Raw genomic sequence first — 23,987 nt, forward strand, 5'->3', positions numbered from 1 at the left:
AAAAGGCCTGCCCTAGCGGGCGCGGCCGAGCAGCTCGGCCAGGGTCTGGGCGATGGTGGCGGCGGCGATGCGGGCGGCGCCGTCGTCAGTGCCGAGCGCGAGCGCCGCGGCGCGGATCGGCGCGGCCAGCACGCCAGGCAGGGTGCCGCCGCGGCGGGCGGCCGTTGCGATGCGGTCGGCCAGCGCGGCCGGGTTGCCGCCGCCGCCGGTGATCTCCGCGGCATCGAGCAGCAGCGCCGCCTTCATCGCCGCCTCGCCGGCGGCGGCGAGCGCCACCCGCTGGCGGCGGATATCGGACAGCGGCCCGCCATTGGGGTCGCCGGGGGTGAGGGCCGCGGCGGCACGCAGCGCGGCGGCGGTGGTGGCCAGCGCCTGCGCTTCCCGCACCATCGCGGCGGCCAGGGTGGCGGCACCATTGGCGAAATCCTCGGCCCCCGGGCCACCCATGCCGCCGGCGAAATCGGCTTCCTCAGGCTCCATGGGCGGGTTCATCGGCTGCTCTCCTGGGTCAGCAAGGCGACCTTCGTCATGAACTCCTCCGCCTTGCCGGTGGCGAGGCCCTGGACCAGCAGCGGCGCGGCATCGGCCACGGCCTCCAGCAGCGGCTCCAGCCAGGTATCCACCTTGGCGAAATTCCCCAGCACATGGCCGGTCACGCGGTCCTTGTGGCCGGGATGGCCGATGCCGAGGCGCACCCGCCAGAAGTCCGGCGAGCCCAGCGCCCGCTGCATGTCGCGCAGGCCGTTGTGCCCGGCCGCGCCGCCGCCGCGCTTCACCCGGACCTTGCCGGGGGCGAGATCCAGCTCGTCGTGGAAGGCGCAGATCGCCTCGGGCGGGATCTTGTGGAAGGCGCCGGCGGGCTGCACCGCCTCGCCCGAGCCGTTCATGTAGGTCAGCGGCTTTAGCGCCAGCACCTTGGTGCCGGCGATGCTGCCCTCGGCGATCAGGCCCTTGAAGCGCTGCCGCCAGGGCGAGAAGCCATGGCGGCGGGCGATCGCATCGAGCGCCATGAAGCCGATATTGTGGCGATGCCGCGCCTGGGAGGGCTCGGGATTGCCCAGGCCAACCCAGAGCAGCATCGCCATCTTACCCGTGGACTTGGGTTACTTCTTCTTGGCCGGCGCCTTGGCGGCGGCCGGAGCGGCTGCCGCGGCCTTGGCCGGAGCACCCTTGCCACCCTTGCCCTTGGCGGGCGCGGCCTCGACCGGGGCGGCGGCCACCGGGGCGATGTCCTCGACCACCGTCGGCGCGGCGACCGTCGCCACGACGAAGTCGCGGTCGATGACGGACTTCGTGCCGAACTGGTCCTTCACCACGGACCAGCGCAGGCTGTCGCCGATCTCGGCAGCGGCCAGGTCGACCTCGAAGCTGTCCGGCACTTGGTCGGGATCGGCGAAGACCTCGATGTCGCGGCGGACGACGTTCAGCACGCCGCCGGTCTTGATGCCGGGGCAGGTGTCCTCGTTCAGGAAGGTGACGGGCACCTTCACGCGGATCTTCTGGCCGACGGCGAGGCGCTGGAAGTCCACATGGATCGGGCGGTCGCTGACCGGGTGGAACTGGATGTCGCGCATCAGGGTACGCGTGGTTCCACCGCCCTTGACGGCGACCTCGTACAGGTGGCTCTGCCAGCCGCCCTTGTGCAATTCCTTCATGATATCGCGCGGGTCGAGGGCGATCAGCGTCGCCTCCTGCTTCGCGCCATAGATCACTGCGGGGACCAGGCCCCCTTTCCGAGTTGCGCGCGCCGCCCCCTTACCGGCCTGCTCACGCGTCTCGGCCTCGATCCGAATGGTTTGGACCATGGTCGGTACTCCGTTTGCTACGTCTTTGAAGACTAGGTCTATGAACCCGGCGCAACGCCGAGCGCGCGGGCCTCCAGGGGTGCCCGCGTCGGTGCCGCAGTTAGCGGATCGGCGTTTCCCGCGCAACAGCGCAGGGCCTGGCCAGCCCAAGCCTTGTGAACGCCCAGGCCTTGCGAAGACCCGGGCCTTGTGAACGACCCCTTGACCCGGACGGTGCGGCAGCGGAGCGTTCGGGCATGGAAGCCATGCTCGTTCTCCTCGTCCTCGGTTTTTTCCTGGGCTGGGGGCTGGGGATCGCCGGCTTCGTCAAGGCCGGTGGATTGCGGCGCCGGGTCGAGGCGCTGGAGACCGCGCTGCGCGAGGGTACGCCCCTGGGCACGCCCCTGGCCGAGGTCGCGCCGGCCCCGCCCTCGCCCTGGGCGCAGCCGGCCGCGCCACCTGTCGAAGCCGTGCCGGAGGCGACCGAGGCGCTGCCGCCGCCCGAAGCCCCGGCTCCGGCGGACCCGCCGCCCCCGCCCAGCCGCCGCCCGGGGATCGAGGAATTGCTCACCCTGCGCTGGGGCGTCTGGCTCGGCGCCGGGGCGCTGCTGCTGGCCGGCGTCTTCCTGGTGCGGACCGCGGTCGAGGAAGGCTGGCTGGGGCCGGAGGCGCGCTGCGGCCTGGCCGCGCTGCTCGGCCTCGGGCTGATCGCCGGCGCCGAATGGCTGCGCCGCCGCCCGGCCGCGGACCGCCCGAACATCCCCTGGCCGGACCAGGCCCCGGCGGCGCTGGCGGCGGGGGGCGTCGCCATCCTCTTCGGCGCCGCCTATGCGACCGGGCCGATGTACGGGCTGGTGCCGCCGCTGCTCGGCTTCGCCCTGCTGGCCGCGGTCGCCCTCGGCGGCATCGCCCTGGCACTGCTCTTCGGCCCGGTGGTCGCCGCCATCGGCATCGCCGGCGCCTATGTGACGCCCGCGCTGGTCGAGACGCAGGATCCCTCGCTGCCCGGACTCTTCCTTTATCTGCTGGCGGTCACCGCGGCGGCGCTGGCGGTGCTGCGGCAGGTGGGCGCCGCCTGGCTCGGCTGGTGCGCGACGGCCGCGGCGGCCGGCTGGGTGCTGGCCGGGGGGATGATCGCGACCAGCGCCGCCGACCTCTGGTCCCCGGCCCTGTTCGCCCCGGCCGCGGCGGCGCTGCATGTCGGCTTCCTGCCGGGCGCGGCGCTGGACAGCACGCTCGGCCGCCGCCTCGCCTTCCTGCCCTTCGCCGTCCTCGCCGCCGCGGTGCTGGTGCTGGTCCCCGGCGCCGGCGGCTTCGCCCCCGCCGTCGGCGTGCTGCTCTTCACCCCGGTCGCGCTGGCGCGGGCGATCCGGGAGCCACGCCTCGTCCTGCTGCCCTGGGTCGCGGCACTGGCCGGGCTGCTGGCCCTGCTCGGCTGGACCATCCCCGCTTGGTTGCCGCCGGATGAGGCGGTGACCATCGACGGCGTGGTGCAGGCGCTGCTGCCGATCCATCCCTGGCCGCCGGAGGCGCTGGTCCCCTTCCTGACCGGCGCGCTGCTGCTGGCCGGGATGCATGCCGCGGCCGGCATCTGGCAGGAACGCCGGGCGCCGCGGCCGGTCGCCTGGGCGGCGCTGCCGGCCGCGGTGCCGGTGCTGGTGCTGCTGGTGGCCTATGCCCGGGTGCGCGGCTTCGCCCTCGACGCCCGCTGGGCCCTGGCGGCGCTGGCGCTGGCCGGCGCGCTCACCGGGCTGGCGACCCTGGCCCAGAAGGAAGGCGCACTGCCGCGGGCCGGGGCCCATGCCGCCGGCGCCATGGCCGCGCTGGCGCTCGGCGCCGCCATGGTGCTGTCCGACCAATGGCTGACCCTGGCCGTGGCATTGTTCCTGCCGCCGCTCGCCTGGGTGGAGGGCCGCAGCGGCCTGACCCCGCTCCGCCATGTCGCCCTGGCGGTGGCCGGGGTGGTGCTGGTCCGGCTGCTGCTGAACTGGAACATCCTGGACTATGCCTTCGGCAGCACGCCGGTGCTGAACGGCCTGCTCGCCGCCTATGGCGTGCCGGCCGCCAGCTTCGCCCTGGCGGCCTGGATGTTCGGCCGCCGCCGGGACGACCTGCTGGTCGGGGTGCTGGAAGCCGGCGCCCTGGTCTTCACCGCCGCCCTGGTGATGCTCGAGATCCGCCACGCCCTGACCGGCGGCGAGCCCCTGGTGGTGGAGGATTGGGGCTTCCGCGAGGCGGCGCTGCAGGTGACCGCCCTGGCGCTGCTGGCGACCATCACCCGCTGGCTGGACGCGCGGCTGGGCGGCCGGCCGGTGCTGGGCTGGGGCTGGCGGCTGCTGCTGGGCCTGGTTCTCCTGCTCGGCACCTGGCTGATCCTGGCCAATCCGGCAACGGAGACGGGGGTGGGGATCCTGCCCTGGCCGGTCTTCAACGAGCTGGCGCTGGCCTATGCCATCCCGGCCGTGCTGGTCGCCCTGGCGGTGCCGGCGGCGCGGCAGCCCTGGTTCGCACGGCTGCTGGCGCTCTATGCCCTGGTGGCCGGCTTCGTCTGGGTGACGCTGGAGGTGCGGCACCGCTTCCAGCCGTTCGACATGTCGCTCGACCTGGAGCCGATCGGCGGCTCGGAGCTCTATGCCTATAGCGGCGCCTGGCTGGCCTTCGGTGCGGCGCTGCTGGCGCTCGGCATCCGCCAGGGCGCGCCGGCGCTGCGGCTGGCGGCGCTGGCGGTCATCGGGCTGACGATCCTCAAGGCCTTCTTCGTCGACATGGCCGAGCTCGAGGGGCTGTGGCGGGTACTCAGCTTCCTCGGGCTCGGCCTGGCGCTGATCGCGCTCGGCGCGGTCTACCGCCGCTTCGTCGTGGTCACGCCCCCTCTGGCGCCAGCGCCGCCGGCGTGACTTCCCAGATATCGCCGCTGGACGGCGGCGCGCAGTAGATGGGCAGGGCATTCGGCGTGCGGACGTTCGGCTCGTGCCCGAAGGCCAGCCGCAGGGCGCGGAACAGCGCGCCATGCGCGACGATGAGCACCGGGCCCGGCAGCGCCGTGGCCCGGTTCACCGCGGCGACCGACCGGGCCAGCAGCCCGGCGAAGGTCTCCGCCCCCTCCGGCGTGTAGGTCCCGGCGATCCAGTCGTCGTACCAGTCGCCCATCGGCTTGCCTTCCTGGTCGCCGAAGGAGACCTCCTGCAGGTCCTCGTCGAAGCGCACCGGCAGGCCCAGCGCCGCCGCCGCCACCTCCGCCGTCACCCGCGCGCGGATGAGCGGGGAGGCGACGATGGTGGTGATGGGGCCGAGGCCGCGCAGGGTCTCGGCCGCCCGCTTCGCCTGGGCCTGGCCGATGCCGTTCAGCGCGATGTCGCTGCGGCCCTGGGACAGGCCCTGGGCGTTCCAGTCCGTCTCGCCGTGGCGGAGGAACCAGAAGGGAATGCGGTTCAGGCTCTCCGCCACGCCGGCCACCCTTACGCCAGGCCTTCGGCGGCCATGGTCCGCTGCACCGCCGGCCGGGCCTTCATCCGGGCGTAATGCGCGGCGACGTTCGGCGGCAGCTCGTTGTTGAGCCGGCCGTTCCACCAGAAGGAGACATAGAACAGCGCGCTATCGGCGAAGGAGAAATCGCCGAGCAGGTAGTCCTTGCCCTCCAGCGCCTTGTCGAAGACCGCGAGGCCCTTGCGGAAGATCTCCTCGCCCTTCGCCTTCACCGCCGCATGGTCGGCCTCGTTCGGGGCGAAATTGCCCGGGCGGAAGATGCGGGAGAAGCCCTGCATATGCAGCGTGGCGACCGCGAAATCGATATATTCCAGCGCCTTGGCAAGCTGATCGGCGCCGGCGGGCAGCAGCTTCGCCTCGGGGAAGGTGGTGGCGAGCCAGAGCGCGATGGCCGGGTATTCGGTGACGACCCCGCCATCGTCCTTCACCAGGGTCGGCACCTTGGACTTCGGGTTGATATCGGTGAACTCGGGCTTGAACTGGGCACCCTCGCGGATGTTCAGCGCCACCGGCTCATAGGGCTTGCCGATCTCCTCCAGCAGGACATGAATGCCGACGGAACAGGCGCCGGGCGCATAGAACAGCTTCATGGGAGGCCTCCTCGATTGCGGCGGCAGACTCACCGAGGCGGTGGCTATGGGCAAGGGGAAATCCAGATAGCCCCGCATTGGCCGAGGGCGCATGGCTGGAATGCCGGCGGAGGCGGTAGCCGATGAAGAAGTATTTCGTTAGAGTGAGGATATACGAAACTATGATGCGGAAATCAGCGCCATGGCGCCCATGAACGAACCCACCATCGGCTTCACCCGGACCCGGACGCCGCAGCGCCGGCCGGAGGACTCCACCCTGTCCTTCGGCAAGGTCCTGACCGACCACATGTTCATGATGAACTACGAGGACGGCCGCGGCTGGCACGACCCCCGCGTCGTCCCCTATGCCCCGCTGACGCTCGACCCCGCCACCTCCGTCCTGCACTACGGCCAGGCGGTGTTCGATGGGCTGAAGGCCTTCCGTGGCGAGGACGGGACCATCCGGCTGTTCCGCGCCCAGCGCCATGCCGAGCGGCTGAACAAATCCTGCGCCGCCCTCTGCATCCCCACCATGGATGCCGGCCTCATCCGCCGCTCCTTCGAGGCGATCGTCGGCGCCGACCATGCCTGGGTGCCCTCGAGCCCCGGCACCTCGCTCTATATCCGCCCGACCGTCATCGCGACGGAGGTCCAGCTCGGCGTCCATCCGGCGCATAGCTACACCTATTTCGTCATCTGCTCCCCGGTCGGCTCCTACTACAAGGAAGGGGTGAAGCCGGTCCGCATCCTGGCGACGGACAAGTACGTCCGCGCGGTGCAGGGCGGCCTGGGCGAGGCCAAGACGGCGGCCAATTACGCCGCCTCGCTGGCGGCGCAGCAGGATGCCGAGCGCCAGGGCTATACCCAGGTGCTCTGGCTCGACGGCCTGGAGCGGCGCTACATCGACGAGGTCGGCACCATGAACATCATGCTGCGGATCGGCGACGAGGTGATCACCCCGCCGCTGGCCGGCACCATCCTCGATGGCGTGACGCGCAACTCGGCGCTGACCCTGATGCGCGACTGGGGCCTGAAGGTCTCCGAGCGGAAGATCGCGATCGAGGAGGTCATGCAGGCCGGCCGCGACGGCACCCTGGCCGAGATGTGGGGCACCGGGACGGCCGCGGTGGTCTCCCCGGTCGGCGAGCTGGGCTACAAGGGCGAGACCATCCGCATCGGCGGCGGCCAGACCGGCCCGGTGACGCAGCGGTTGTACGATGCGATCGTCGCGCTGCAATACGGCCGGGCGCCCGACCCGCATGGCTGGATGAGCAGCGTGCCGGTGCCCGTCGCCGCCTGAAGCCTGAAGCCTGAAGCCTGAAGCCTGACGGCAGGCCCGCGATCGGCGGGCCTGCCAAGCCTTAGTCAACCAACGTCAGTTGAACAGCGAGGAGACCGAGCTTTCCTCGGAAATGCGCCGCATCGCCTCGGCCAGCAGCGGGGCGATGGTCACCTGGCGGATGTTGGAGGAGACGCGCACCGCCTCCGTCGCCAGGATGCTGTCGGTCACCGTCATGTTCTCGATCGGCGAGGCCCCGACCCGGGCCACCGCGCCGCCCGAGAAGACGCCGTGGGTGACATAGACGGACACGCCGCTGGCGCCGTTCTTGATCAGCGCCTCGGCCGCATTCACCAGGGTGCCGCCAGAATCGACGATGTCATCCACCAGGATGCAGTGCCGGCCATCCACTTCGCCGATCACGTTCATCACCTCGGACACGCCGGCCCGCGGGCGGCGCTTGTCGATGATGGCGAGGTCGGTGTGCAGCCGCGACGCCATGGCCCGGGCCCGCACCACCCCGCCGACGTCGGGGGAGACGACCAGCAGGTCGCGGCCCTTGTAGCGTTCCATGATGTCGCGGGAGAACAGCGGGGCGGAGAACAGGTTGTCCACCGGGATGTCGAAGAAGCCCTGGATCTGCGCCGCATGCAGATCCATGGTCAGCACCCGGTTGGCCCCGGCCGTGGTGATGATATTGGCCACCAGCTTGGCCGAGATCGGGGTGCGGGACCCCGACTTCCGGTCCTGCCGGGCATAGCCGAAATAGGGGATGACCGCGGTCACCCGCCGGGCGCTGGCGCGGCGCAGCGCGTCCAGCATGATGAGCAATTCCATCAGGTTGTCGTTGGCCGGATAGCTCGTGGACTGGATCACGAAGACATCCTCGCCGCGGACGTTGTCGTCGATCTCGACGAAGACCTCCATGTCGGCGAAGCGCCGGACGGAGGCACTGGTAAGCGGCAGGCCCAGGGAAGCGGCAACCGCCTCGGCCAGAGGGCGGTTGCTGTTGCAGGCGACGATCTTCATCCTCGGCCGGACCCTTGATATGACACGCGAGGTGTCTGTGCGCGACCCGAACGCCGCCGAAGCCCGCATTCCGCATGGCCGGGCGGAAATATCAAGGTGATGGGGGCCTGTAAATCACCGGGAGCCCGCGGCTGTGACATGGCAGCGCCGCGGGAATGACCCGGCCGCGCCGCAACCGCAACCGGGCCGCGCCGCGATCTTAACCCAGAGCCTCGCGGCGGCGGGACCGCCGCCCCCGGCTTTTGCCCCGCCATTTTAACCGGACCGAAAGCCGCACGCGGCAATTTCTGCCCCGTCGGCAAAACGCTGGCCGGGGGAAAGTGGTGATGCGGCGGCCTGGTTCGGCGGCACGGCAGGTGGCGAAGGGGCGCAGCCCGGCCCGGTTGGCGCCATGGGCGGGCTGATTGCCGGCCTGCGGGCGCTGGGCCCGGTCCGGCTGCTGGCGCTGCTGGCCGTGGGCATCGGCATCCTCGGCCTGCTGGCGGCCATGGCCTTCCGCGCCGGCGACCCGCCGATGAGTCCCCTCTTCGGGGAGCTGGAATCGCGCGATGCCGCGGCCATCGTCGCCGCGCTGGAACGCCAGCGGGTACCCTACCGGCTGGCCGGGGGCGGCACCCAGGTCCTGGCACCGACCGACCAGGTCGCCCGGCTGCGGCTGCTGCTGGCGCGGGATGGCCTGCCGGCCGGCGGCGGCGTCGGCTGGGAAATCTTCGACCGCAGCGAAAGCCTGACCACCAGCCCCTTCCAGCAGGACGTGAACCGGCTGCGCGCCTTGGAAGGGGAGCTGGCACGGACCATCCGCGGCCTCGCCGGCGTCCGCTCCGCCCGCGTCCACCTCGTGCTGCCCCGCCGGGAAGCCTTCTCCCGCGAAAGGGGCGAAGCCCAGGCCAGCGTGGTGCTCGCCATGCAGGGCGCCCAGCGGCTGGACCGGGACGGCGTGCAGGCGGTGCTGCACCTGGTCGCCACCGCCGTGCCCGGGCTGAAGCCGCAAAGCGTCTCCATCGTCGACAGCCGGGGCGAATTGCTGGCCCGCGGCGGCCAGGCCCTCGCCGGCCCGGCCCAGGCACTGAGCCAGGAGGAGATGCGCCGGGCGCAGGAGCTGCGGATCGGCCGCGCGGTCGAGGAGCTGCTGGAACGCACCCTCGGCCCCGGCCGGGTCCGCGCCGAAGCCACCGTCGAGATGGACTTCGAGCGCGTGGAAACCCGCGAGGAACGCTTCGACCCGGAAAACCAGGTGCCCCGCAGCACGCAAAGCGTGACCGAGGCGAGCCGCGGCGCCGAGCCGGCCCCCACCACCGTCGCCACCAACCTCCCCGGCCAGGAGGCCGCGCCCGGCGGCGGCTCCTCGGAGAACCGGCAGGAGGAGACGACCAATTTCGAGATCGGCCGGACCAGCCGCAATACCGTGCGGGACCACCCGGTGGTGCGCCGCCTGTCGATCGCCGTGCTGGTGGACGGCATCGCCGAGCCGCCCGCCCCCTGGCGGGAACGCCCGCCGGAGGAACTGGCCCGCATCGCCACCCTGGTCCGCAGCGCCATCGGCTTCGACGAACGGCGGGGCGACAAGGTCGACGTCGTCTCCATGCGCTTCGTCGAGGAAGCCCAGGCGACGCCGGAGGCCGGTGGCTTCCTCGGCCTGGCCGTCAGCCCGGCGCTGGCGACGCGGCTGATCGAGAGCGGGCTGCTGGCCCTGGTGGCGCTGGTCACCATCCTGCTGCTCGGCCGGCCGATGGTCGGGCGCTTCACCGCGGTGCTGGCGCCGCAGGGCGTGCTGGCCGGGGCCCAGGCGGGCGCGGCCGGGGCGGATGGCGCGGTGGCCGGGCCGGGCGGGGCGGTGGCGACGCTGCCGGATGGCTCCCCCGCCCCGGCCGGTGAGGCCGGCCCCGAGGATGCGGCCCGGCTGGAAAGCGGGGAAAGCATGGTCGACCTGGCGCATGTGCAGGGCCAGCTGCGCGCCTCGGCCATCGCCAACCTGGTGAAGATGGTCAACCAGCATCCGGATGAGGCCCTCTCGGTCCTCCGCCGCTGGCTGGCCCCGGAAGGAGCAAGCTGATGGTCATGTCCAAGGACGGCATGACGGGGCCGCAGAAGGCCGCCGCCCTCCTGCTCGCCCTGGGGGAGGAGCATGCCGCCGGCCTCTTCGCCCGGATGCATGAGGATGAGATCCGCGACCTTTCGGTGGCGATGGCGACGCTCGGCACCGTGCCCGCCGCCACCATCGAGGATTTGTGCAAGGATTTCAGCGAACAGCTCGGCCAGGCCGGCTCGCTGACCGGCAGCTTCGAAAGCACCGAGCGGCTGCTGCTGAAGACCCTGACGCCCGACCGCGTCGCCCTGATCATGGAGGAGATCCGCGGCCCCGCCGGCCGCACCATGTGGGACAAGCTGGGCAACGTGAACGAGGCGGTGCTCGCCAATTACCTGAAGAACGAATACCCGCAGACCGTCGCCGTGGTGCTCACCAAGGTCCGCGCCGACCACGCCGCCCGCGTGCTCTCGCTGCTGCCGGAAGGCTTCGCCATGGAAGTGGTGATGCGCATGCTGCGGATGGAGACGGTGCAGAAGGAGGCGCTCGAAGGCGTCGAGCGCACCCTGAAGATGGAATTCATGTCGAACCTCGCCCGCGCCGCGCGGCGCGATGCGCATGAGATGATGGCCGAGATCTTCAACAACCTCGACCGCGCCGCCGAGGGCCGCATCCTGAGCGCGCTCGAGGAGCGCAACCGCGACAGCGCCGAGCGCATCCGCGGGTTGATGTTCACCTTCGAGGACCTGCAGCGGGTCGATGGCGCCGGGCTGCAGACCCTGCTGCGCTCGGTCGAGAAGGACAAGCTGGCGCTGGCGCTGAAGGGCGCCTCGGAGACGCTGCGCGAGATGTTCATGAAGAACCTGACGGAACGCGCCGCCAAGCTGCTGCGCGACGACATCGCCGGGCTCGGCCCAGTGCGGCTGCGCGACGTGGATGAGGCGCAGGCGACGATCGTCTCCGTCGCCAAGGACATGGCGGCGACCGGCGCCATCACCCTGCAGGACGGCCGGGACGAGGAAATGGTGCCATGAGCGGCTTCGAGCCGATCCTGGTGCTGCAGCGGCCGAAGCCCGGCGCCGCGACCAGCGCCCGCTTCTTCGTGCCGGACCTGGATGCACCGCCGCCCGAGGCGCCGGACCCGGCCGCCCTGGCCGCGGCCGAGGCTGCCGCCGCCGCGGCGACGCAGGCCGCGCTGCTGGCCGCCGAGCATGCCCGCGGCTTCGCCGCCGGGGAAGCCGCGGGCCAGGCCGCCGCCGCCGCCAGCCAGGCCGCCGCCCAGGCCAGCGCGCTGGCCGCCATCGCCGCCGCCCTCGCCGAGGCAGGCCATGGCGCGGCGCAGGCGGCCGGACAGGCCGCGGGCGACCTCGCCGGGCTGCTGCTCGCCGCGCTGGATGCCGCCCTGCCCGCCGCCACCCTGCGGCTGGCACCCGAGAGCGCCGCCCTGCTCGCCGCCCGCCTGGCCCCGCTGCTGGCCGATTCCGTGGCCGTGACGCTGCATGTCGCCCCCGGCTGCGGCCCGGCGGCCGAGGCGCGGATCGGCGACCCGCGCCTGCAGGTGCGGGAAGACCCCGCCCTGCCGGCCGGCGCGGCGCGGGCCGATTGGCGCGGCGGCGGCGCCGGCTTCACGCCGGCCGCGCGGCGCGAGGCGGTGGCAGCGCTGCTCGAAAGCTTTGGACTGCAACCCATGACCGAGGAGGCCTGACCGATGGCAGCGCCCGATGGATTCGAGACCATGGCGCCGGTGGATGCGACGGCCCCGCGTGCCGCCGCGCCCTCCGGCCGCGACCTGGAGGCGGTCTACGACATCCCGGTGCAGGTCAGCGCGGTGCTGGGCCGGGCGACGATGCAGGTCTCGCAGCTGCTGAAGCTCGGCCGCGGCGCGGTGGTCGAGCTCGACCGCAAGCTGGGCGAGGCGGTGGACATCTACGTGAACAACCGCCTGGTCGCCCGCGGCGAGGTGGTGATGGTCGAGGACAACCGCCTCGGCGTGACCATGACCGAGATCGTGAAGGGCGACCGGGGAATCTAGCGCATGACACGGCTCCTCATCATCGGCGCGCTGGACGCGGAACTCGGCCTGGCCGCGCGCATCGCCACCGCGCGCGGCGCGCGGCTGGCCCAGGCGGATGGCGTCGCCTCCGGCATGGCGCGGCTGCGGGCGGAAGGCGCCGACCTCGTCCTGTGCGACGTCAGCCACGACATCGGCTGGCTCGTGGAACAGCTGGCGGCCGAACGCATCGCCTGCCCCGTCATCGCCTGCGGCCGCAACCCGGATCCGGCCGCGGTGGTGCGCGCCATCCGCGCCGGGGCGAAGGAATTCCTGCCCCTGCCGCCGGATGCGGACCTCATCGCGGCGATGCTCACCGCCGCCGCGGGCGATGCGGAAGCACCCGTCACCCGCGATGCGGCGATGGTGGCGCTGCTTGCCCGGGCGACACAGCTTGCCACCGCCCAGGCCAGCGTGCTGATCACCGGCGAAAGCGGCACCGGCAAGGAGGTGCTGGCGCGGCACATCCATCGCAACAGCCGCCGCGCCCAGGGCCCCTTCGTCGCGCTCAACTGCGCCGCCCTGCCGGAAGCGCTGCTGGAATCCGAGCTCTTCGGCCATGAGAAGGGCGCCTTCAGCGGCGCCGTCGCTGCCCGCCGCGGCAAATTCGAACAGGCCGATGGTGGCACCCTGCTGCTCGACGAAATCGGCGAGATGGACACCCGGCTGCAGGCGAAAATCCTCCGCGTGATCCAGGAACGCGAGGTGGACCGGCTGGGCGGCGGCGCGCCGACCAAGGTGGATGTGCGGCTGCTGGCCGCCACCAACCGTGACCTCGCCGCCGAGGTCCAGGCCGGGCGGTTCCGCGCCGACCTGTATTTCCGGCTGAATGTCGTCGCGCTGCATATCCCGCCGCTGCGCGACCGGCCGCAGGACATCAGCGCCCTCGCCGCGCATTTCGCCGAACGCTTCGCCGAGGCCAATGGCCTGCCCCGCCGCGGCGTGACCCCGGCGGCGGAGGCGCTGCTGCTCGCCCACCCCTGGCCCGGCAACGTCCGGGAGCTGGAGAATGCCCTGCACCGCGCCGTGCTGCTGGCGCGCGGCAACAGCATCGGCCCGGAGGCGATCGAGCTGACCAGCCTGCCGCCACCCCGCACCGAAGCCGCCGCCACCGCCACACCCGCCACCACCACCGCCGCCCCGCGCAGCGTCGCCGGCCTGGTCGGCCGCAAGGTGGAGGAGGTGGAACGCGACCTCATCCTCGAGACCCTCACCCATTGCCTCGGCAACCGCACCCGCGCGGCCGAGATCCTCGGCATCTCCATCCGCACCCTGCGCAACAAGCTGCACGAATACCGCGCCCAGGGCGTCCCGGTCCCGGCGATCCACCCGACCGGCTATCCGAACGCCTATTGGCCGGCGGAAGCCTGAGGCATGGGGGCCATCGCGGTGCCTGACTGGCTGCGGCGCCTGCAGCCGGGCGGCGACGTCACCCTCGCGGTCGGCGTCGGCCTGCTGCTGGCGGTGCTGGTGGTGCCGCTGCCGACCCTGCTGCTGGATGCGGGGCTCGCGCTTTCCATCACCCTCGCGGTGCTGGTGCTGATGGTCGCACTCTTCCTGCGCACCCCGCTCGATTTCACCGCCTTCCCGCAACTGCTGCTGCTGACCACGCTGCTGCGCCTGGCGCTCAACGTCGCCACCACCCGCACCATCCTGAGCCATGGGCATGAGGGACCGGAATCCGCCGGCCAAGTGGTCGCGGCCTTCGGCGGCTTCCTGATGGGCGGCGACGTGATGGTCGGGATGATCGTCTTCGCCATCCTGCTCATCGTCAATTTCATGGTCGTCACCAAGGGCTCCGGCCGCATCGCCGAGGTCGCCGCCCGCTTCAGCCTGGATGCCATGCCGGGCAAGCAGATGGCGATCGACGCCGACCTCTCCGCCGGCATCATCGACGAGGCGGAGGCGCGCCGCCGCCGCACCGAGCTGGAACAGGAAAGCGCCTTCCACGGCGCCATGGACGGCGCGGCGAAATTCGTCCGCGGCGATGCCATCGCCGGGCTCATCGTCACCGTGGTGAACCTGCTCGGCGGCCTCGCCATCGGCGTGCTGCGGCATGGCCTGCCGATCGGCGAGGCGGCGACGACCTTCGCCACGCTGACCGTCGGCGACGGCCTGATCAGCCAGATCCCCGCGCTGCTGATCTCGGTCGCCGCCGGCATCGTCGTCACCAAGGGCTCCGGGCGGGAGCGTGCCGATGAGGTGATGAGCCGCCAGCTCGGCGGCGGCTGGAAGCCCATGGCGCTGGCCGCCGGCGTCGCCGGGTTGCTGGCGCTGATGCCGGGGATGCCGCTGCTGCCCTTCCTGGCGCTGGCCGCCGGCGGCGGGGCGCTGGCCTGGACCAGGCGCGCCGCCGATGCCGAAGTCGCCAATGCGCCGCCCCCCGCGCCGCCGCCACCGGGCGAACCGCCGGTCGCCGAGAGCCTGCGGCTCGACCTGCTGCGGCTCGAGCTCGGCTACGGGCTGCTGGCGCTGGCGGCCGGCGAGGCACCCCGGCTGACCGAGCAGATCCGCGCGCTGCGCCGTTCCATGGCCAGCGAGATGGGCTTCGTGCTGCCCAGCGTCCGCATCCAGGACAACCTGGAGCTGCCGCCGGACCACTACATCCTCCGCGTCAAGGAGATCGAGGCGGCGCGCGGCCGGCTGCGGCCGCCGCTGCACCTGGCCATCGACCCCTCCGGGCAGGTTCCCGCCATGGCCGGGGAACGCACGACCGAGCCCACCTTCGGCCTGCCCGCCCTCTGGATCGAGGAAGCGCTGCGCGACGAGGCCCTGGCGCGCGGCTGCACCGTGGTCGACTGCGCCGGCGTGCTGGCGACGCACCTGACCGAGACGGTGCGGGAGAACATGGCCGAGCTGCTGTCCTTCGCCGAGACCCAGAAGCTGCTGGATGAGCTGCCCAAGGAACATCAGAAGCTGATCGCCGACGTCATCCCCTCGCAGATCGGCGTCGGTGCGCTGCAGCGGGTGCTGCAGGCGCTGCTGGCGGAGCGCGTCTCCATCCGCGACCTGCCGACCATCCTGGAAGGGGTGCAGGAAGCGACGGCGGGCGGCGCGCGGGGGATGTCCACCATCCTCACCGTGGTGCGCGGCCGGCTGGCGCGGCAGCTCTCGGATGCCGCGCGCGGGCCGCAGGGCTACGTGCCGCTGATCGCGCTGTCCTCCGACTGGGAACTCGCCTTCGCCGAAAGCCTGGCCGGCCCGCCGGAGGAGCGCCAGCTCGCCATGGCCCCCTCCCGCCTGCAGGAATTCATGCAGCGGGTGCGGGAGGTCTTCGATGCCGCCGCCGCCACCGGGGAGACGCCGGTGCTGGTCTGCTCCGCCGGCATCCGCGGCCATGTCCGCGCCATCGTGGAACGCTTCCGCCCCTCCACCACCGTGCTGAGCCAGGCGGAGATCCATCCGCGCAGCCGCATCCGCACCGTCGGCAGCTTGTAATGGCGCCCCGATGCGGCTGAAGCTGTTCCGCGCCGCCAGCATGGCGGAGGCCATGGCCCAACTCCGCACCGCGCTGGGGCCGGAGGCGGTGATCCTCGACAGCCGCCGGGTGCCGGGCGGTGGGGTGGAGGTGACCGCCGCGCTCGGCCGCAGCGCCGAGCCGCCCGACTGGGCGACCGGAGCCCCGGCCGACCCGGCCGAGCCGCGGCTGATCCTGCCGCAACCGGTCGCGCCGCCGTTGCCACCCACCTCGCCCCATCTCGCCCGCCACAACCTGCCCGCCGCGCTCGCCGCCCGGCTGCGGCCCGGCCGGCTGGCGGAGGGGCTGGGCGCCAGCCTGACCTTCGCCCCGCTGCCGGATGGGCTGGCCCGGCCGGTGCTGCTGGCCGGCCCGCCCGGCGCCGGCAAGACGCTGAGCTGCGCCAAGCTCGCCACCCGCGGCGTCCTCGCCGGCGCCTCACCCCTGGTCGTCACCACCGATGGCGACCGGGCCGGGGCGGCGGAACAGCTCGCCGCCTTCACCCGGCTGCTTGGCCTGACCCTGGCGGTGGCGCCGGAGCCGGCGGTGCTGGCCCGGGCCATGGCCCGCCGCCAGCCCGGCCAGCCGACCCTGGTGGATACCGCCGGCTGCGACCCTTTCGATGCCGCCCAGGCCGCCCGGCTGCGCGCCCTGGCCCAGGCGGCGGATGCCGAGATCCTGGTCGTGCTGCCGGCCGGCCTCGACCGGGAGGAAGCGGCCGAGCTCGGCGCCGCCTTCGCCGCGCTCGGCGCCCGCCACCTTTTGCCGACGCGGCTCGATGGCGCCCGCCGCCTGGGCGGCATCCTCGCCGCCGCCGCCGCCGGCCTCGCCCTGGCGGAAGCCGGCACCGGCCCCGGCGTGGCCGATGGGCTCACCCCGATCGATGCCGCCTGGCTGGCCCGGCGCCTCGACCCCTCCCTTGATACGGACGCCCTCGCATGAGCCTGCCGAATGCCGGGCGGATCATCGCCATCGCCTCGGGCAAGGGCGGCGTCGGCAAGACCTGGCTTGCCATCAGCCTGGCCCAGGCGCTGGCCCAATCCGGGCAGCGGGTGCTGCTGGTGGATGCGGATTTCGGCCTGGCCAATGTCGACGTGCAGCTCGGCCTCGCCCCGGCGCAGGACCTGGGCGCGGTGCTGGGCGGGCAGGTGCCGCTGGCCGCCGCCGCCCAGCGGCATGAGGCGGGCTTCGATATCCTGCCCGGCCGGTCCGGCTGCGGCTCCCTCGCCGGGCTCGGCCCCGCCGCCCTGGCGCGGCTACCGGGGCTGCTGCGGGCGGCGGCGGCGGGCTGGGGCCTGGTGGTGCTCGACCTCGGCGCCGGGCTGGAGCCCACGGTGCGCCAGCTCGCCGCCGCGGCGGATACGCTGCTGGTCCTCGCCACCGGGGAGCCGACGAGCCTGACCGATGCCTATGCCGTGCTGAAGCTGCACCGGCGGGACCGGCCGGGCGGCGATGCCCGCGTCGTGGTGAACCTGGCGGCGGACCGGGCGAAGGGGAGCGGGTCTGGCGCAGCCTGGATACCGCCTGCGGCCGCTTCCTCGGCGCCGGGGTGCCGCTCGCCGGCATCATCCGACGCGACGCGAAGGTCCCGGAGGCGATCCGCCGCCAGATGCCGCTCCTCACCCGCCATCCCGGCAGCGTCGCGGCGCAGGACGTGGCCGCCCTGGCCCAAGCTGTGCAGGACTGATTTCCACCCCAGGGCGATCATCACGTTCCCTGGACGCGCCTGGGCTGCATCGGGCCTTTTCCGGCTTTCCGCCTGGGCTCCGGCCGCTTCGCCCCTGCTGCCATATTGCGGCGCGGCATTGCAGCCAAAGGGCGTTTGGTGCTTGTGTTGCGCAACGGCCCGGGGTTTCGGGGTGGCCGTGATGACGCATGTCCTGCCCTTCCGCCCGATGCTGGGGCCGAGCTACCGGAGCATTCGATGACCTTCCGCCACCTCCTTCTCGCCACCGCCGTCGCAGCCGTCGCGGCCCTGCCCGTCAGCGGCCGCGCCCAGCCGGTGAGCGGGCTGTATGTCGGCGCCGGTGCCGGCATCAACAACTGGAAGGACAACAGCCGCCGCGGCATCTCCATCCATGACAACGACATCGGCTTCGCCGGCGTCGGGTCGCTGGGCTGGGGCTTCGGCAACGGCTTCCGGGCCGAGGTGGAAGGCAACTACCGCAACCACGAGATCAAGACCCTGGTGCTGCCGAACCGGCTGCTCGGCCATTCCGGCACCGTCGACCGCTACGGCGTGATGGCGAATGCGCTCTTCGACTTCGACCTCAGCAGCTTCGGCATCTCGCCCTCGGTCTACATGCCCTACCTCGGCGGCGGTGCCGGCTATGCCTGGACCGATGTCAGCAAGGCCCGGCTGCGCGGCGCCGGCACCAGCAATTACGTCGTGGACGATACCGCCGGGTCCTTTGCCTATCAGGCGATCGTCGGCGGCGCCTTCGGCCTGGCCCCGGGCCTCGCCATGACGGTGGAGTACCGCTACTTCAACGTGCTCTCGCCGAGCCTCGAGATCACCCGCACCAGCGGCCCGGCCCAGGCCAATGTCCCCGGCAGGTGGAAGCCGGAAGGCGAGAACCACAGCCTGCTGGTCGGCCTGCGCTATGCCTTCAACCCGCCGGCCGCCGCCGCCCCGGTGGCCGAGGCACCGGCCGCGCCGCCGCCGCCGCCGAGCGTCGCCCGCACCTATCTGGTCTTCTTCGACTGGAACTCGGCCGACCTGACCGACCGCGCCCGGCAGATCATCGGCGAGGCCGCCGGCAATGCCCGTCGCCTGGCCGCCACCCGGATCGAGCTGGCCGGCCATGCCGACCGTTCCGGCACCCCCGCCTACAACCAGCGCCTGTCCGAGCGCCGTGCCCAGGTCGTGGCCGCGGAGCTGGAACGCCAGGGCGTGCAGCGCGGCGACATCGGCGTGACCGCCTTCGGCGAAAGCCGCCCACTGGTGCCCACGGCCGATGGCGTGCGCGAGCCGCAGAACCGCCGGGTCGAGATCGTCCTGCGCTGAGGCCGGCCGACACCGACCGCAGCAGGCCCGGGGGAGCGATCCCCCGGGCCTTTTTTCTGCCCAGGCCGCGGAACCGGCGAAACATCTGGCGCTCCGCGGCGGTTTCCGCTGAAACCACCCGAGGGGCGCAGCGTCGCCTCGCCGCGACAACGAAGCCACCCTGGGAAACGTCCATGCTCCAGCGCCGCCACCTGCTCGCCGCCCCCCTCCTGGCCGCGCCCGCCCTGCTGCGGCCCAGCGCCGCCCGGGCGCAGGAGGTGACCCTGCGGCTGCACCACTTCCTGCCGGCGGTGTCCAACGTGCATCGCTTCTTCCTGCAGCCCTGGGCGCAGAAGGTCGCGGCCGAGAGCAACAACCGCATCCGCATCCAGATCTTCCCGGCGATGCAGCTCGGCGGCGCCCCGCCGCAGCTGTTTGACCAGGCGCGCGACGGCGTCGCCGACATCGTCTGGACCCTGCCCGGCAATACCCCCGGCCGCTTCCCCCGCATCGAGGTCTTCGAGCTGCCCTTCGTCGCCCACAAGCGCGCCGCGGTGAATGTGCAGGCGGTGCAGGCGCTGGTCGAGCGGCGCATGCAGGAGGAGTTCAAGGACGTCCACCTCATCACCGCCTGGGGCCATGATGCCGGGGTCATCCATTCGCGGCGCGAGGTCCGCCGCATGGAGGACCTGGCCGGCCTCAAGCTGCGCTTCCCGACCCGGCAGACCGGGGAGGCGCTGAAGGCGCTCGGCGCCGCGCCGGTCGGCATGCCGGTGCCGCAGGTGCCGGAAGCGCTGAGCCAGGGCGTGATCGACGGCGCGGTGGTGCCCTGGGAGGTCGTGCCCAGCATCCGCCTGCATGAGATGGTGAAGAACCACACCGAGATCGCCGGCTCCCCGACGCTCTACGTCGCCACCTTCATCCTGGCGATGAACCCGGCGAAGTATGCCGCCCTGCCGGCCGACCTGCGCGCCGTCATCGATGCCAATAGCGGCCAGGCCGCGGCCCGGATGGCCGCCCGCCCCTGGGACGAGGAAGGCCCCAAGGCCGAGGAGATGGTCCGCAAGCGTGGCAACCAGATCGTCGAGCTCTCGGAGGAGGAGCGGAACCGCTGGCAGCGCCAGACCGCGCCGGTGATCGAGAATTGGATCGCCGCGATGAAGGACCGCAGCATCGACGGCGGCGCCCTGCTGGAGGAGGCCCGGGCCCTGGTGGCGCAATACGGCCAGGGCATAGGCTGAGCCCCGCATGGCCGATGAGACGGCGGTGGCGCCCCCGGCGCGCGGCGCCGTCGCGCTGCTCGCCGGCCTGCTCGCCCATACCGGCGGCGCGGCCCTGCTGGCCACCGCCCTGCTGACCAGCGCCAGCGTCCTCAAGCGCTGGGCGACCAACCAGCCGGTGCCGGGGGATTTCGAGCTGGTCTCGCTCGGCTCCGGCCTCGCGGTCGCCGGCTTCCTCGCCTATGGCACGCTGCTGCGGACCAATATCCTGGTCGATACCTTCACCACCTGGATGCCGAAGCGGCTGGCCCGCGGGGTGGATGCCTTCTGGACCCTGGTCTGGGCCGGCGTCGCCGCGGTGCTGGCCGAGCGCCTGTTCGTCGGGGCCACTGAAACGCTGCGGACCGGCACCACCACCATGGTGCTCGGCCTGCCGACCTGGTGGGCGGTGGGGCTGGCGGCGCTGGGCTTCGGCGCGACGGCGCTGGCGGCGCTCTACTGGGTGGTGCGACTGATGGGGGGGCGCGGCTGATGGCGCCGGAATTCCTGCTGGCGGCCACCGGCTTCGCCGCGCTGCTGGCGCTGATCGCGGCCCGCGCGCCGGTCGGCCTCGCCATGATGCTGGTCGGCGCCGGCGGCTATGTCTGGGTGGTCGATACCGCGACCCTGCTGAACTACCTGAAGACCACGCCCTATTTCCTCTTTGCCAACTACACCCTCTCGGTCATCCCGCTGTTCATCCTGATGGGCGCGCTGGCGGAACGCGGCGGGCTGGCGCGGGACCTTTTCGCCGCGGCCAATGCGCTGTTCGGCCACAAGCCGGGCGGCATGGCGATGAGCGTGATCGGCGCCTGCGCCGCCTTCGGCGCGGTCTGCGGCAGCAGCGTCGCGACAACCGCCACCTTCGGCCGTGCGGCGCTGCCGGAGCTGCGCCGCTACGGCTACGACGCCGGGCTGGCGACCGGCACCATCGCGGTCGGCGGCACGCTCGGCATCCTCATCCCGCCCAGCGTCATCCTGGTGGTCTATGCCATCAGCACCGAGCAGAACATCGCCAAGCTCTTCATGGCGGCGCTGATCCCCGGGCTGCTGGCATCGTTGTTCTACGTCGCCGCCATCTGGGCCGTCGCCCGGCTGCGCCCGGCGCTGGCCCCCGCCGCCGCCCGCGTTCCGCCCGAGATCCGGCGCGAGGCGATGCGCAACGTCATCCCCGTGCTGCTGATCGCGGTCGTCGTCGTCGGCGGCATCTACGGCGGCATCTTCACCCCGACCGAAAGCGCCGCCATCGGCTGCATCGCGACGCTGGTCGTCGGCGTCGCCCGCGGCACGCTCAGCGGCCGGCAGGTGCGGGAGGCGCTGCTGGCCACCGCCGAGACCACGGCGATGATCTTCGTCATCCTGCTGGGGGCGGAGGTCTTCAACGCCTTCCTGGCGCTGACCTCGGCGCCGGAGCTTCTCGCGCTCTGGATCGCCGAGCAGGATTTCCCGCCCTTCGGCGTGCTGGCGCTGCTGCTGGCGGCCTATGTCGTGCTCGGCGCGGTGATGGACGAGCTGGCGATGATCCTGCTCACCCTGCCGATCTTCTTTCCCGTGGTCACGGCGCTCGACTTCGGCCTGGCGAGCACGGAGGAAACCGCGATCTGGTTCGGCATCCTGGTGCTGATCGTGGTCGGCATCGGGCTGACCGCGCCGCCGATCGGGCTGAATGTCTTCGTCGTCTCCTCCCTCGCGCGGGACGTGCCGATCGGCCGGACCTATCGCGGGGTCCTGCCCTTCCTGGCGACGGATCTGCTGCGGCTGGCGTTGTGCGTCGCCTTCCCCGCGCTCAGCCTCTGGCTGGTGCGGCTGCTCAGTTGAGCGGCTGCACCGGGACCGGCAGGCTGCGGAAGCCCGGCCGGGCCAGCAGGTAGCCCTGCACCAGGGTGACGCCGATCTCCCGCAAGGTCGCCAGTTCGGCCGCGGTCTCGATCCCCTCGGCGATCACCTGCACGCCGAGTTCGCCGCAGGCCCGCACCATGTTGGCGAGGATGACCCGGCGCGCCCGGTCCTGGTCGCAGCCATGCACCAGCCCCATGTCGAGCTTGACGATATCCACCGGCAGGTCGGCCAGCAGCGACAGGCCGGCATGGCCGGCGCCGAAGTCGTCGATGGCGACGGCGAAGCCCATGGCCCGGTAGGCCTGGAAGATGCGCAGCAGATGGCCGGCATCGGCGACCTTCTCCTGCTCGCTGACCTCGAAGATCAGCCGGTCGCGCGGGAAGCCGGTCCGTTCGGCCGCGCGCAGGGTCGCCTGGATGCAGGCCAAGGGGTTGTAGACGGCATTGGGCAGGAAATTGATCGCCAGCCGGGCCCCGGTCGCCGGCAGGCCCAGGCGGCTGGCCTCCTCGATGGCGGTGACGCGGCAGGCCTGGTCGAAGGCATAGAGCGCATCCGGCGCGACCTGCCCGATGACCCAGCCGGCCCCCTGGCCCTCCGGCCCGCGCACCAGCGCTTCCTGCGCCATCACGGCGCCGCCCTGGCTGAGATCGACGATCGGCTGAAAGGCCATGGAAAGGGTGAAATTCAGGCCGGTACCGGACTGGCAACCCGAGCAGGCGGAATTCTTCCGACTGGAAATGCTATTCATCGAAGTTTCCAAACAGGATCTTGCAAGTCATAAGCCCAGCGGTTGCGAAAGGTACGAGACAATCACTTCACGGTTGCGTAAGGCGATGATTCGCCCCCGTCCTGTGATGATTGTGCAAAGCGTTGACCGACACAGGCCGGCGCGCGACTGTCCGGCCCAATGACCGGAGGAGACCCCACATGGCCGAGGCCCGCAGCGGCGGCGCTGTCCGCATCCCATTCGGCGGCCATCCCTTGAGGCTTTCCGGCGCGCGGCCGGCACCGGCCACCCTGGTCAGCGAAGGGGCCTGATCCATGTTCGTCCAGCTCGGCGACGTCGTCATCCATGCGGAGGTTTCCGGCCCGGCCACCGGCATCCCGGTGCTGCTGATGCACAGCCTCGGCACCACCCTGCACATGTGGGACCCGCAGGCCGCGGCCCTGGCCAGGCGCTACCGCGTCATCCGCATGGACATGCGCGGCCATGGGCTGAGCGAGGCGCCGGAGGGCCCCTATTCCATGGAGATGCTGGCGCGGGATGCGCTGGCCCTGCTGCATGCGCTCGGCATCCGCCAGGCGCATGTCGGCGGCGTCTCCATCGGCGGGCATATCGCCATGCGCATGGCGGCACTGGCGCCGGAGGCGGTGCTGTCGCTGCTGCCCTGCGACACCGCGCTGGAGTTCGGCGGCCCCGCCAATTGGCAGGCGCGGATGGATACCGTCGCGGCGCAGGGCCTCGCCGCCATCGCCGATGCGACCATGGGCCGCTGGGTGCTGGACCAGTCGCTCGCCTCCTCCAAGGGGCTGCGGCGGATGCTGCTGGGCACCGATCCCCAGGGCTGGCTCGGCTGCGCCGCGGCGCTGCGCGACACCACCGGGCAGGAGCTGCTGGGCAGGATCAAGTGCCCCGCCACGGTCCTGGTCGGCGACCGCGACGAATCGACGCCGCCCGCCGCCGCCCAGGCGATCCATGCGGCCATCCCCGACAGCCGCATGGTGATCGTCGCCGAGGGCGCGCATATCCCGAATTTCGAGCGCGAGGATGCCGTCACCCGCGCCATCCTCGCCCATATGAAGCTGATGACGGCGCTGCCGGCCAATGTCGCCGAGGCCGGCATGGCGGTCCGCCGCCGCATCCTCGGCGAGGCGCATGTCGCCCGGTCCGAGGCGGCGCTGACCGCGATGGATGCGCCCTTCCGCGAGTTCATCCTGGAGGGTGTCTGGGGCCGGGTCTGGACCCGCCCGGGCCTGTCCGACCGCGACCGCAGCCTGCTCTGCCTCGGCATCCTCTCGGCGCTGGGCCACCACGAGGAATTCCGCCTGCATGTCCGCGCGACGGCCAATACCGGCGTGACGCCGGAGGAGATCGGCGAGGTGCTGCTGCAGGTCGGCGCCTATGCCGGCGTGCCGACCGCCAATACCGCGCTGCGCATCGCCAAGGAAACCTTGAAGGACATGGAGGCATGAGCTTCCGCCCGCCCGCCCCCGGTACCCAGC

At 72.3% G+C, this 23,987-nt stretch carries 22 protein-coding genes; 15 read left to right on the forward strand and 7 right to left on the reverse strand.

Features of this window, described 5'->3' with window-relative positions; all coding sequences use genetic code 11:
- Positions 1-12: 12 nt before the first annotated feature.
- The 3 genes from AC0IW9_RS16215 to AC0IW9_RS16225 are packed head-to-tail and all read right to left on the reverse strand — an operon-like array spanning position 13 to position 1,805.
- Positions 13-492 carry a hypothetical protein gene (locus AC0IW9_RS16215; RefSeq protein WP_471649313.1) on the reverse strand — a complete coding sequence of 160 codons (480 nt, stop codon included), beginning with the start codon at positions 490-492 and terminating at the stop codon, positions 13-15.
- Positions 489-1,079 carry an aminoacyl-tRNA hydrolase gene (gene pth / locus AC0IW9_RS16220; RefSeq protein WP_471649314.1) on the reverse strand — a complete coding sequence of 197 codons (591 nt, stop codon included), beginning with the start codon at positions 1,077-1,079 and terminating at the stop codon, positions 489-491. The genes AC0IW9_RS16215 and pth overlap by 4 nt, the downstream gene beginning before the upstream one ends.
- 24 nt (positions 1,080-1,103) lie before the next feature.
- Entirely contained in the window at positions 1,104-1,805 is a 702-nt protein-coding gene (locus tag AC0IW9_RS16225) for a 50S ribosomal protein L25/general stress protein Ctc (protein ID WP_471649315.1), read from the reverse strand.
- A gap of 236 nt (positions 1,806-2,041) precedes the next feature.
- Here AC0IW9_RS16225 and AC0IW9_RS16230 point away from each other — a divergent pair, with 236 nt between their 5' ends.
- On the forward strand, positions 2,042-4,681 hold the full coding sequence (locus AC0IW9_RS16230) for a DUF2339 domain-containing protein (RefSeq protein ID WP_471649316.1): 2,640 nt from the start codon (positions 2,042-2,044) through the stop codon (positions 4,679-4,681).
- Here AC0IW9_RS16230 and AC0IW9_RS16235 read toward each other — a convergent pair.
- Both AC0IW9_RS16235 and AC0IW9_RS16240 read right to left on the reverse strand, forming a co-directional pair.
- Complete coding sequence (locus tag AC0IW9_RS16235; RefSeq protein ID WP_471649317.1) at positions 4,647-5,231, reverse strand: histidine phosphatase family protein; 585 nt, start codon at positions 5,229-5,231, stop codon at positions 4,647-4,649. The genes AC0IW9_RS16230 and AC0IW9_RS16235 overlap by 35 nt on opposite strands.
- An 11-nt stretch (positions 5,232-5,242) precedes the next feature.
- Positions 5,243-5,860: a glutathione S-transferase family protein gene (locus tag AC0IW9_RS16240; protein ID WP_471649318.1), complete on the reverse strand. Its 618-nt coding sequence runs from the start codon at positions 5,858-5,860 to the stop codon at positions 5,243-5,245.
- A gap of 181 nt (positions 5,861-6,041) precedes the next feature.
- Between AC0IW9_RS16240 and AC0IW9_RS16245 the strand changes: the two genes are divergently transcribed.
- Positions 6,042-7,139, forward strand: coding sequence for a branched-chain amino acid aminotransferase (locus AC0IW9_RS16245; RefSeq protein ID WP_471649319.1), 1,098 nt, complete (start codon positions 6,042-6,044; stop codon positions 7,137-7,139).
- A 75-nt stretch (positions 7,140-7,214) separates the two neighbouring features.
- On the opposite strand, the gene AC0IW9_RS16250 is transcribed toward AC0IW9_RS16245, so the two are convergent.
- On the reverse strand, positions 7,215-8,147 hold the full coding sequence (locus AC0IW9_RS16250; protein WP_471649320.1) for a ribose-phosphate pyrophosphokinase: 933 nt from the start codon (positions 8,145-8,147) through the stop codon (positions 7,215-7,217).
- A gap of 391 nt (positions 8,148-8,538) precedes the next feature.
- Between AC0IW9_RS16250 and fliF the strand changes: the two genes are divergently transcribed.
- From fliF to AC0IW9_RS16310, 12 genes are all read left to right on the forward strand, one after another.
- Positions 8,539-10,200, forward strand: coding sequence for a flagellar basal-body MS-ring/collar protein FliF (gene fliF / locus AC0IW9_RS16255; protein ID WP_471649321.1), 1,662 nt, complete (start codon positions 8,539-8,541; stop codon positions 10,198-10,200).
- Positions 10,200-11,207: a flagellar motor switch protein FliG gene (gene fliG, locus AC0IW9_RS16260; RefSeq protein ID WP_471649322.1), complete on the forward strand. Its 1,008-nt coding sequence runs from the start codon at positions 10,200-10,202 to the stop codon at positions 11,205-11,207. Before fliF ends, fliG begins: the two co-directional genes overlap by 1 nt.
- Positions 11,204-11,878 carry a hypothetical protein gene (locus AC0IW9_RS16265; protein WP_471649323.1) on the forward strand — a complete coding sequence of 225 codons (675 nt, stop codon included), beginning with the start codon at positions 11,204-11,206 and terminating at the stop codon, positions 11,876-11,878. The genes fliG and AC0IW9_RS16265 overlap by 4 nt, the downstream gene beginning before the upstream one ends.
- A gap of 30 nt (positions 11,879-11,908) precedes the next feature.
- Positions 11,909-12,205: a flagellar motor switch protein FliN gene (gene fliN / locus AC0IW9_RS16270; RefSeq protein WP_471649336.1), complete on the forward strand. Its 297-nt coding sequence runs from the start codon at positions 11,909-11,911 to the stop codon at positions 12,203-12,205.
- A 3-nt stretch (positions 12,206-12,208) separates the two neighbouring features.
- The gene (locus AC0IW9_RS16275; RefSeq protein WP_471649324.1) at positions 12,209-13,594 is read left to right on the forward strand and encodes a sigma 54-interacting transcriptional regulator; all 1,386 of its coding nucleotides are present in this window, start codon (positions 12,209-12,211) and stop codon (positions 13,592-13,594) included.
- 3 nt (positions 13,595-13,597) lie between these two features.
- Entirely contained in the window at positions 13,598-15,661 is a 2,064-nt protein-coding gene (gene flhA, locus AC0IW9_RS16280; protein ID WP_471649325.1) for a flagellar biosynthesis protein FlhA, read from the forward strand.
- 10 nt (positions 15,662-15,671) lie between these two features.
- Positions 15,672-16,622: a flagellar biosynthesis protein FlhF gene (locus tag AC0IW9_RS16285; protein ID WP_471649326.1), complete on the forward strand. Its 951-nt coding sequence runs from the start codon at positions 15,672-15,674 to the stop codon at positions 16,620-16,622.
- The gene (locus AC0IW9_RS16290) at positions 16,619-17,608 is read left to right on the forward strand and encodes a nucleotide-binding protein (RefSeq protein WP_471649327.1); all 990 of its coding nucleotides are present in this window, start codon (positions 16,619-16,621) and stop codon (positions 17,606-17,608) included. The genes AC0IW9_RS16285 and AC0IW9_RS16290 overlap by 4 nt, the downstream gene beginning before the upstream one ends.
- Entirely contained in the window at positions 17,605-18,687 is a 1,083-nt protein-coding gene (locus tag AC0IW9_RS16295) for an OmpA family protein (RefSeq protein ID WP_471649328.1), read from the forward strand. The genes AC0IW9_RS16290 and AC0IW9_RS16295 overlap by 4 nt, the downstream gene beginning before the upstream one ends.
- A 173-nt stretch (positions 18,688-18,860) precedes the next feature.
- On the forward strand, positions 18,861-19,907 hold the full coding sequence (locus AC0IW9_RS16300; RefSeq protein WP_471649329.1) for a TRAP transporter substrate-binding protein: 1,047 nt from the start codon (positions 18,861-18,863) through the stop codon (positions 19,905-19,907).
- Positions 19,908-19,914: 7 nt separating this feature from the next.
- Positions 19,915-20,418, forward strand: coding sequence for a TRAP transporter small permease (locus tag AC0IW9_RS16305; protein ID WP_471649330.1), 504 nt, complete (start codon positions 19,915-19,917; stop codon positions 20,416-20,418).
- On the forward strand, positions 20,418-21,743 hold the full coding sequence (locus tag AC0IW9_RS16310) for a TRAP transporter large permease (protein WP_471649331.1): 1,326 nt from the start codon (positions 20,418-20,420) through the stop codon (positions 21,741-21,743). Before AC0IW9_RS16305 ends, AC0IW9_RS16310 begins: the two co-directional genes overlap by 1 nt.
- On the opposite strand, the gene AC0IW9_RS16315 is transcribed toward AC0IW9_RS16310, so the two are convergent.
- On the reverse strand, positions 21,736-22,512 hold the full coding sequence (locus AC0IW9_RS16315) for an EAL domain-containing protein (protein ID WP_471649332.1): 777 nt from the start codon (positions 22,510-22,512) through the stop codon (positions 21,736-21,738). The genes AC0IW9_RS16310 and AC0IW9_RS16315 overlap by 8 nt on opposite strands.
- Positions 22,513-22,805: 293 nt before the next feature.
- Here AC0IW9_RS16315 and pcaDC point away from each other — a divergent pair, with 293 nt between their 5' ends.
- The gene (gene pcaDC, locus AC0IW9_RS16320; protein ID WP_471649333.1) at positions 22,806-23,957 is read left to right on the forward strand and encodes a bifunctional 3-oxoadipate enol-lactonase/4-carboxymuconolactone decarboxylase PcaDC; all 1,152 of its coding nucleotides are present in this window, start codon (positions 22,806-22,808) and stop codon (positions 23,955-23,957) included.
- Positions 23,958-23,987: the final 30 nt, after the last annotated feature.

It is taken from the genome of Belnapia sp. AC561 (assembly GCF_979252845.1).

Bases quoted from the DNA above. Each gene is read 5' to 3' on its own strand.
- AC0IW9_RS16215 (WP_471649313.1), bottom strand. From the start codon at position 492: ATGAACCCGCCCATGGAGCCTGAGGAAGCCGATTTCGCCGGCGGCATG.
- pth (WP_471649314.1), bottom strand. From the start codon at position 1,079: ATGCTGCTCTGGGTTGGCCTGGGCAATCCCGAGCCCTCCCAGGCGCGG.
- AC0IW9_RS16225 (WP_471649315.1), bottom strand. From the start codon at position 1,805: ATGGTCCAAACCATTCGGATCGAGGCCGAGACGCGTGAGCAGGCCGGT.
- AC0IW9_RS16230 (WP_471649316.1), top strand. From the start codon at position 2,042: ATGGAAGCCATGCTCGTTCTCCTCGTCCTCGGTTTTTTCCTGGGCTGG.
- AC0IW9_RS16240 (WP_471649318.1), bottom strand. From the start codon at position 5,860: ATGAAGCTGTTCTATGCGCCCGGCGCCTGTTCCGTCGGCATTCATGTC.
- AC0IW9_RS16245 (WP_471649319.1), top strand. From the start codon at position 6,042: ATGGCGCCCATGAACGAACCCACCATCGGCTTCACCCGGACCCGGACG.
- AC0IW9_RS16250 (WP_471649320.1), bottom strand. From the start codon at position 8,147: ATGAAGATCGTCGCCTGCAACAGCAACCGCCCTCTGGCCGAGGCGGTT.
- fliF (WP_471649321.1), top strand. From the start codon at position 8,539: ATGGGCGGGCTGATTGCCGGCCTGCGGGCGCTGGGCCCGGTCCGGCTG.
- fliG (WP_471649322.1), top strand. From the start codon at position 10,200: ATGGTCATGTCCAAGGACGGCATGACGGGGCCGCAGAAGGCCGCCGCC.
- AC0IW9_RS16265 (WP_471649323.1), top strand. From the start codon at position 11,204: ATGAGCGGCTTCGAGCCGATCCTGGTGCTGCAGCGGCCGAAGCCCGGC.
- fliN (WP_471649336.1), top strand. From the start codon at position 11,909: ATGGCGCCGGTGGATGCGACGGCCCCGCGTGCCGCCGCGCCCTCCGGC.
- AC0IW9_RS16275 (WP_471649324.1), top strand. From the start codon at position 12,209: ATGACACGGCTCCTCATCATCGGCGCGCTGGACGCGGAACTCGGCCTG.
- flhA (WP_471649325.1), top strand. From the start codon at position 13,598: ATGGGGGCCATCGCGGTGCCTGACTGGCTGCGGCGCCTGCAGCCGGGC.
- AC0IW9_RS16285 (WP_471649326.1), top strand. From the start codon at position 15,672: ATGCGGCTGAAGCTGTTCCGCGCCGCCAGCATGGCGGAGGCCATGGCC.
- AC0IW9_RS16290 (WP_471649327.1), top strand. From the start codon at position 16,619: ATGAGCCTGCCGAATGCCGGGCGGATCATCGCCATCGCCTCGGGCAAG.
- AC0IW9_RS16295 (WP_471649328.1), top strand. From the start codon at position 17,605: ATGACCTTCCGCCACCTCCTTCTCGCCACCGCCGTCGCAGCCGTCGCG.
- AC0IW9_RS16300 (WP_471649329.1), top strand. From the start codon at position 18,861: ATGCTCCAGCGCCGCCACCTGCTCGCCGCCCCCCTCCTGGCCGCGCCC.
- AC0IW9_RS16305 (WP_471649330.1), top strand. From the start codon at position 19,915: ATGGCCGATGAGACGGCGGTGGCGCCCCCGGCGCGCGGCGCCGTCGCG.
- AC0IW9_RS16310 (WP_471649331.1), top strand. From the start codon at position 20,418: ATGGCGCCGGAATTCCTGCTGGCGGCCACCGGCTTCGCCGCGCTGCTG.
- AC0IW9_RS16315 (WP_471649332.1), bottom strand. From the start codon at position 22,512: ATGAATAGCATTTCCAGTCGGAAGAATTCCGCCTGCTCGGGTTGCCAG.
- pcaDC (WP_471649333.1), top strand. From the start codon at position 22,806: ATGTTCGTCCAGCTCGGCGACGTCGTCATCCATGCGGAGGTTTCCGGC.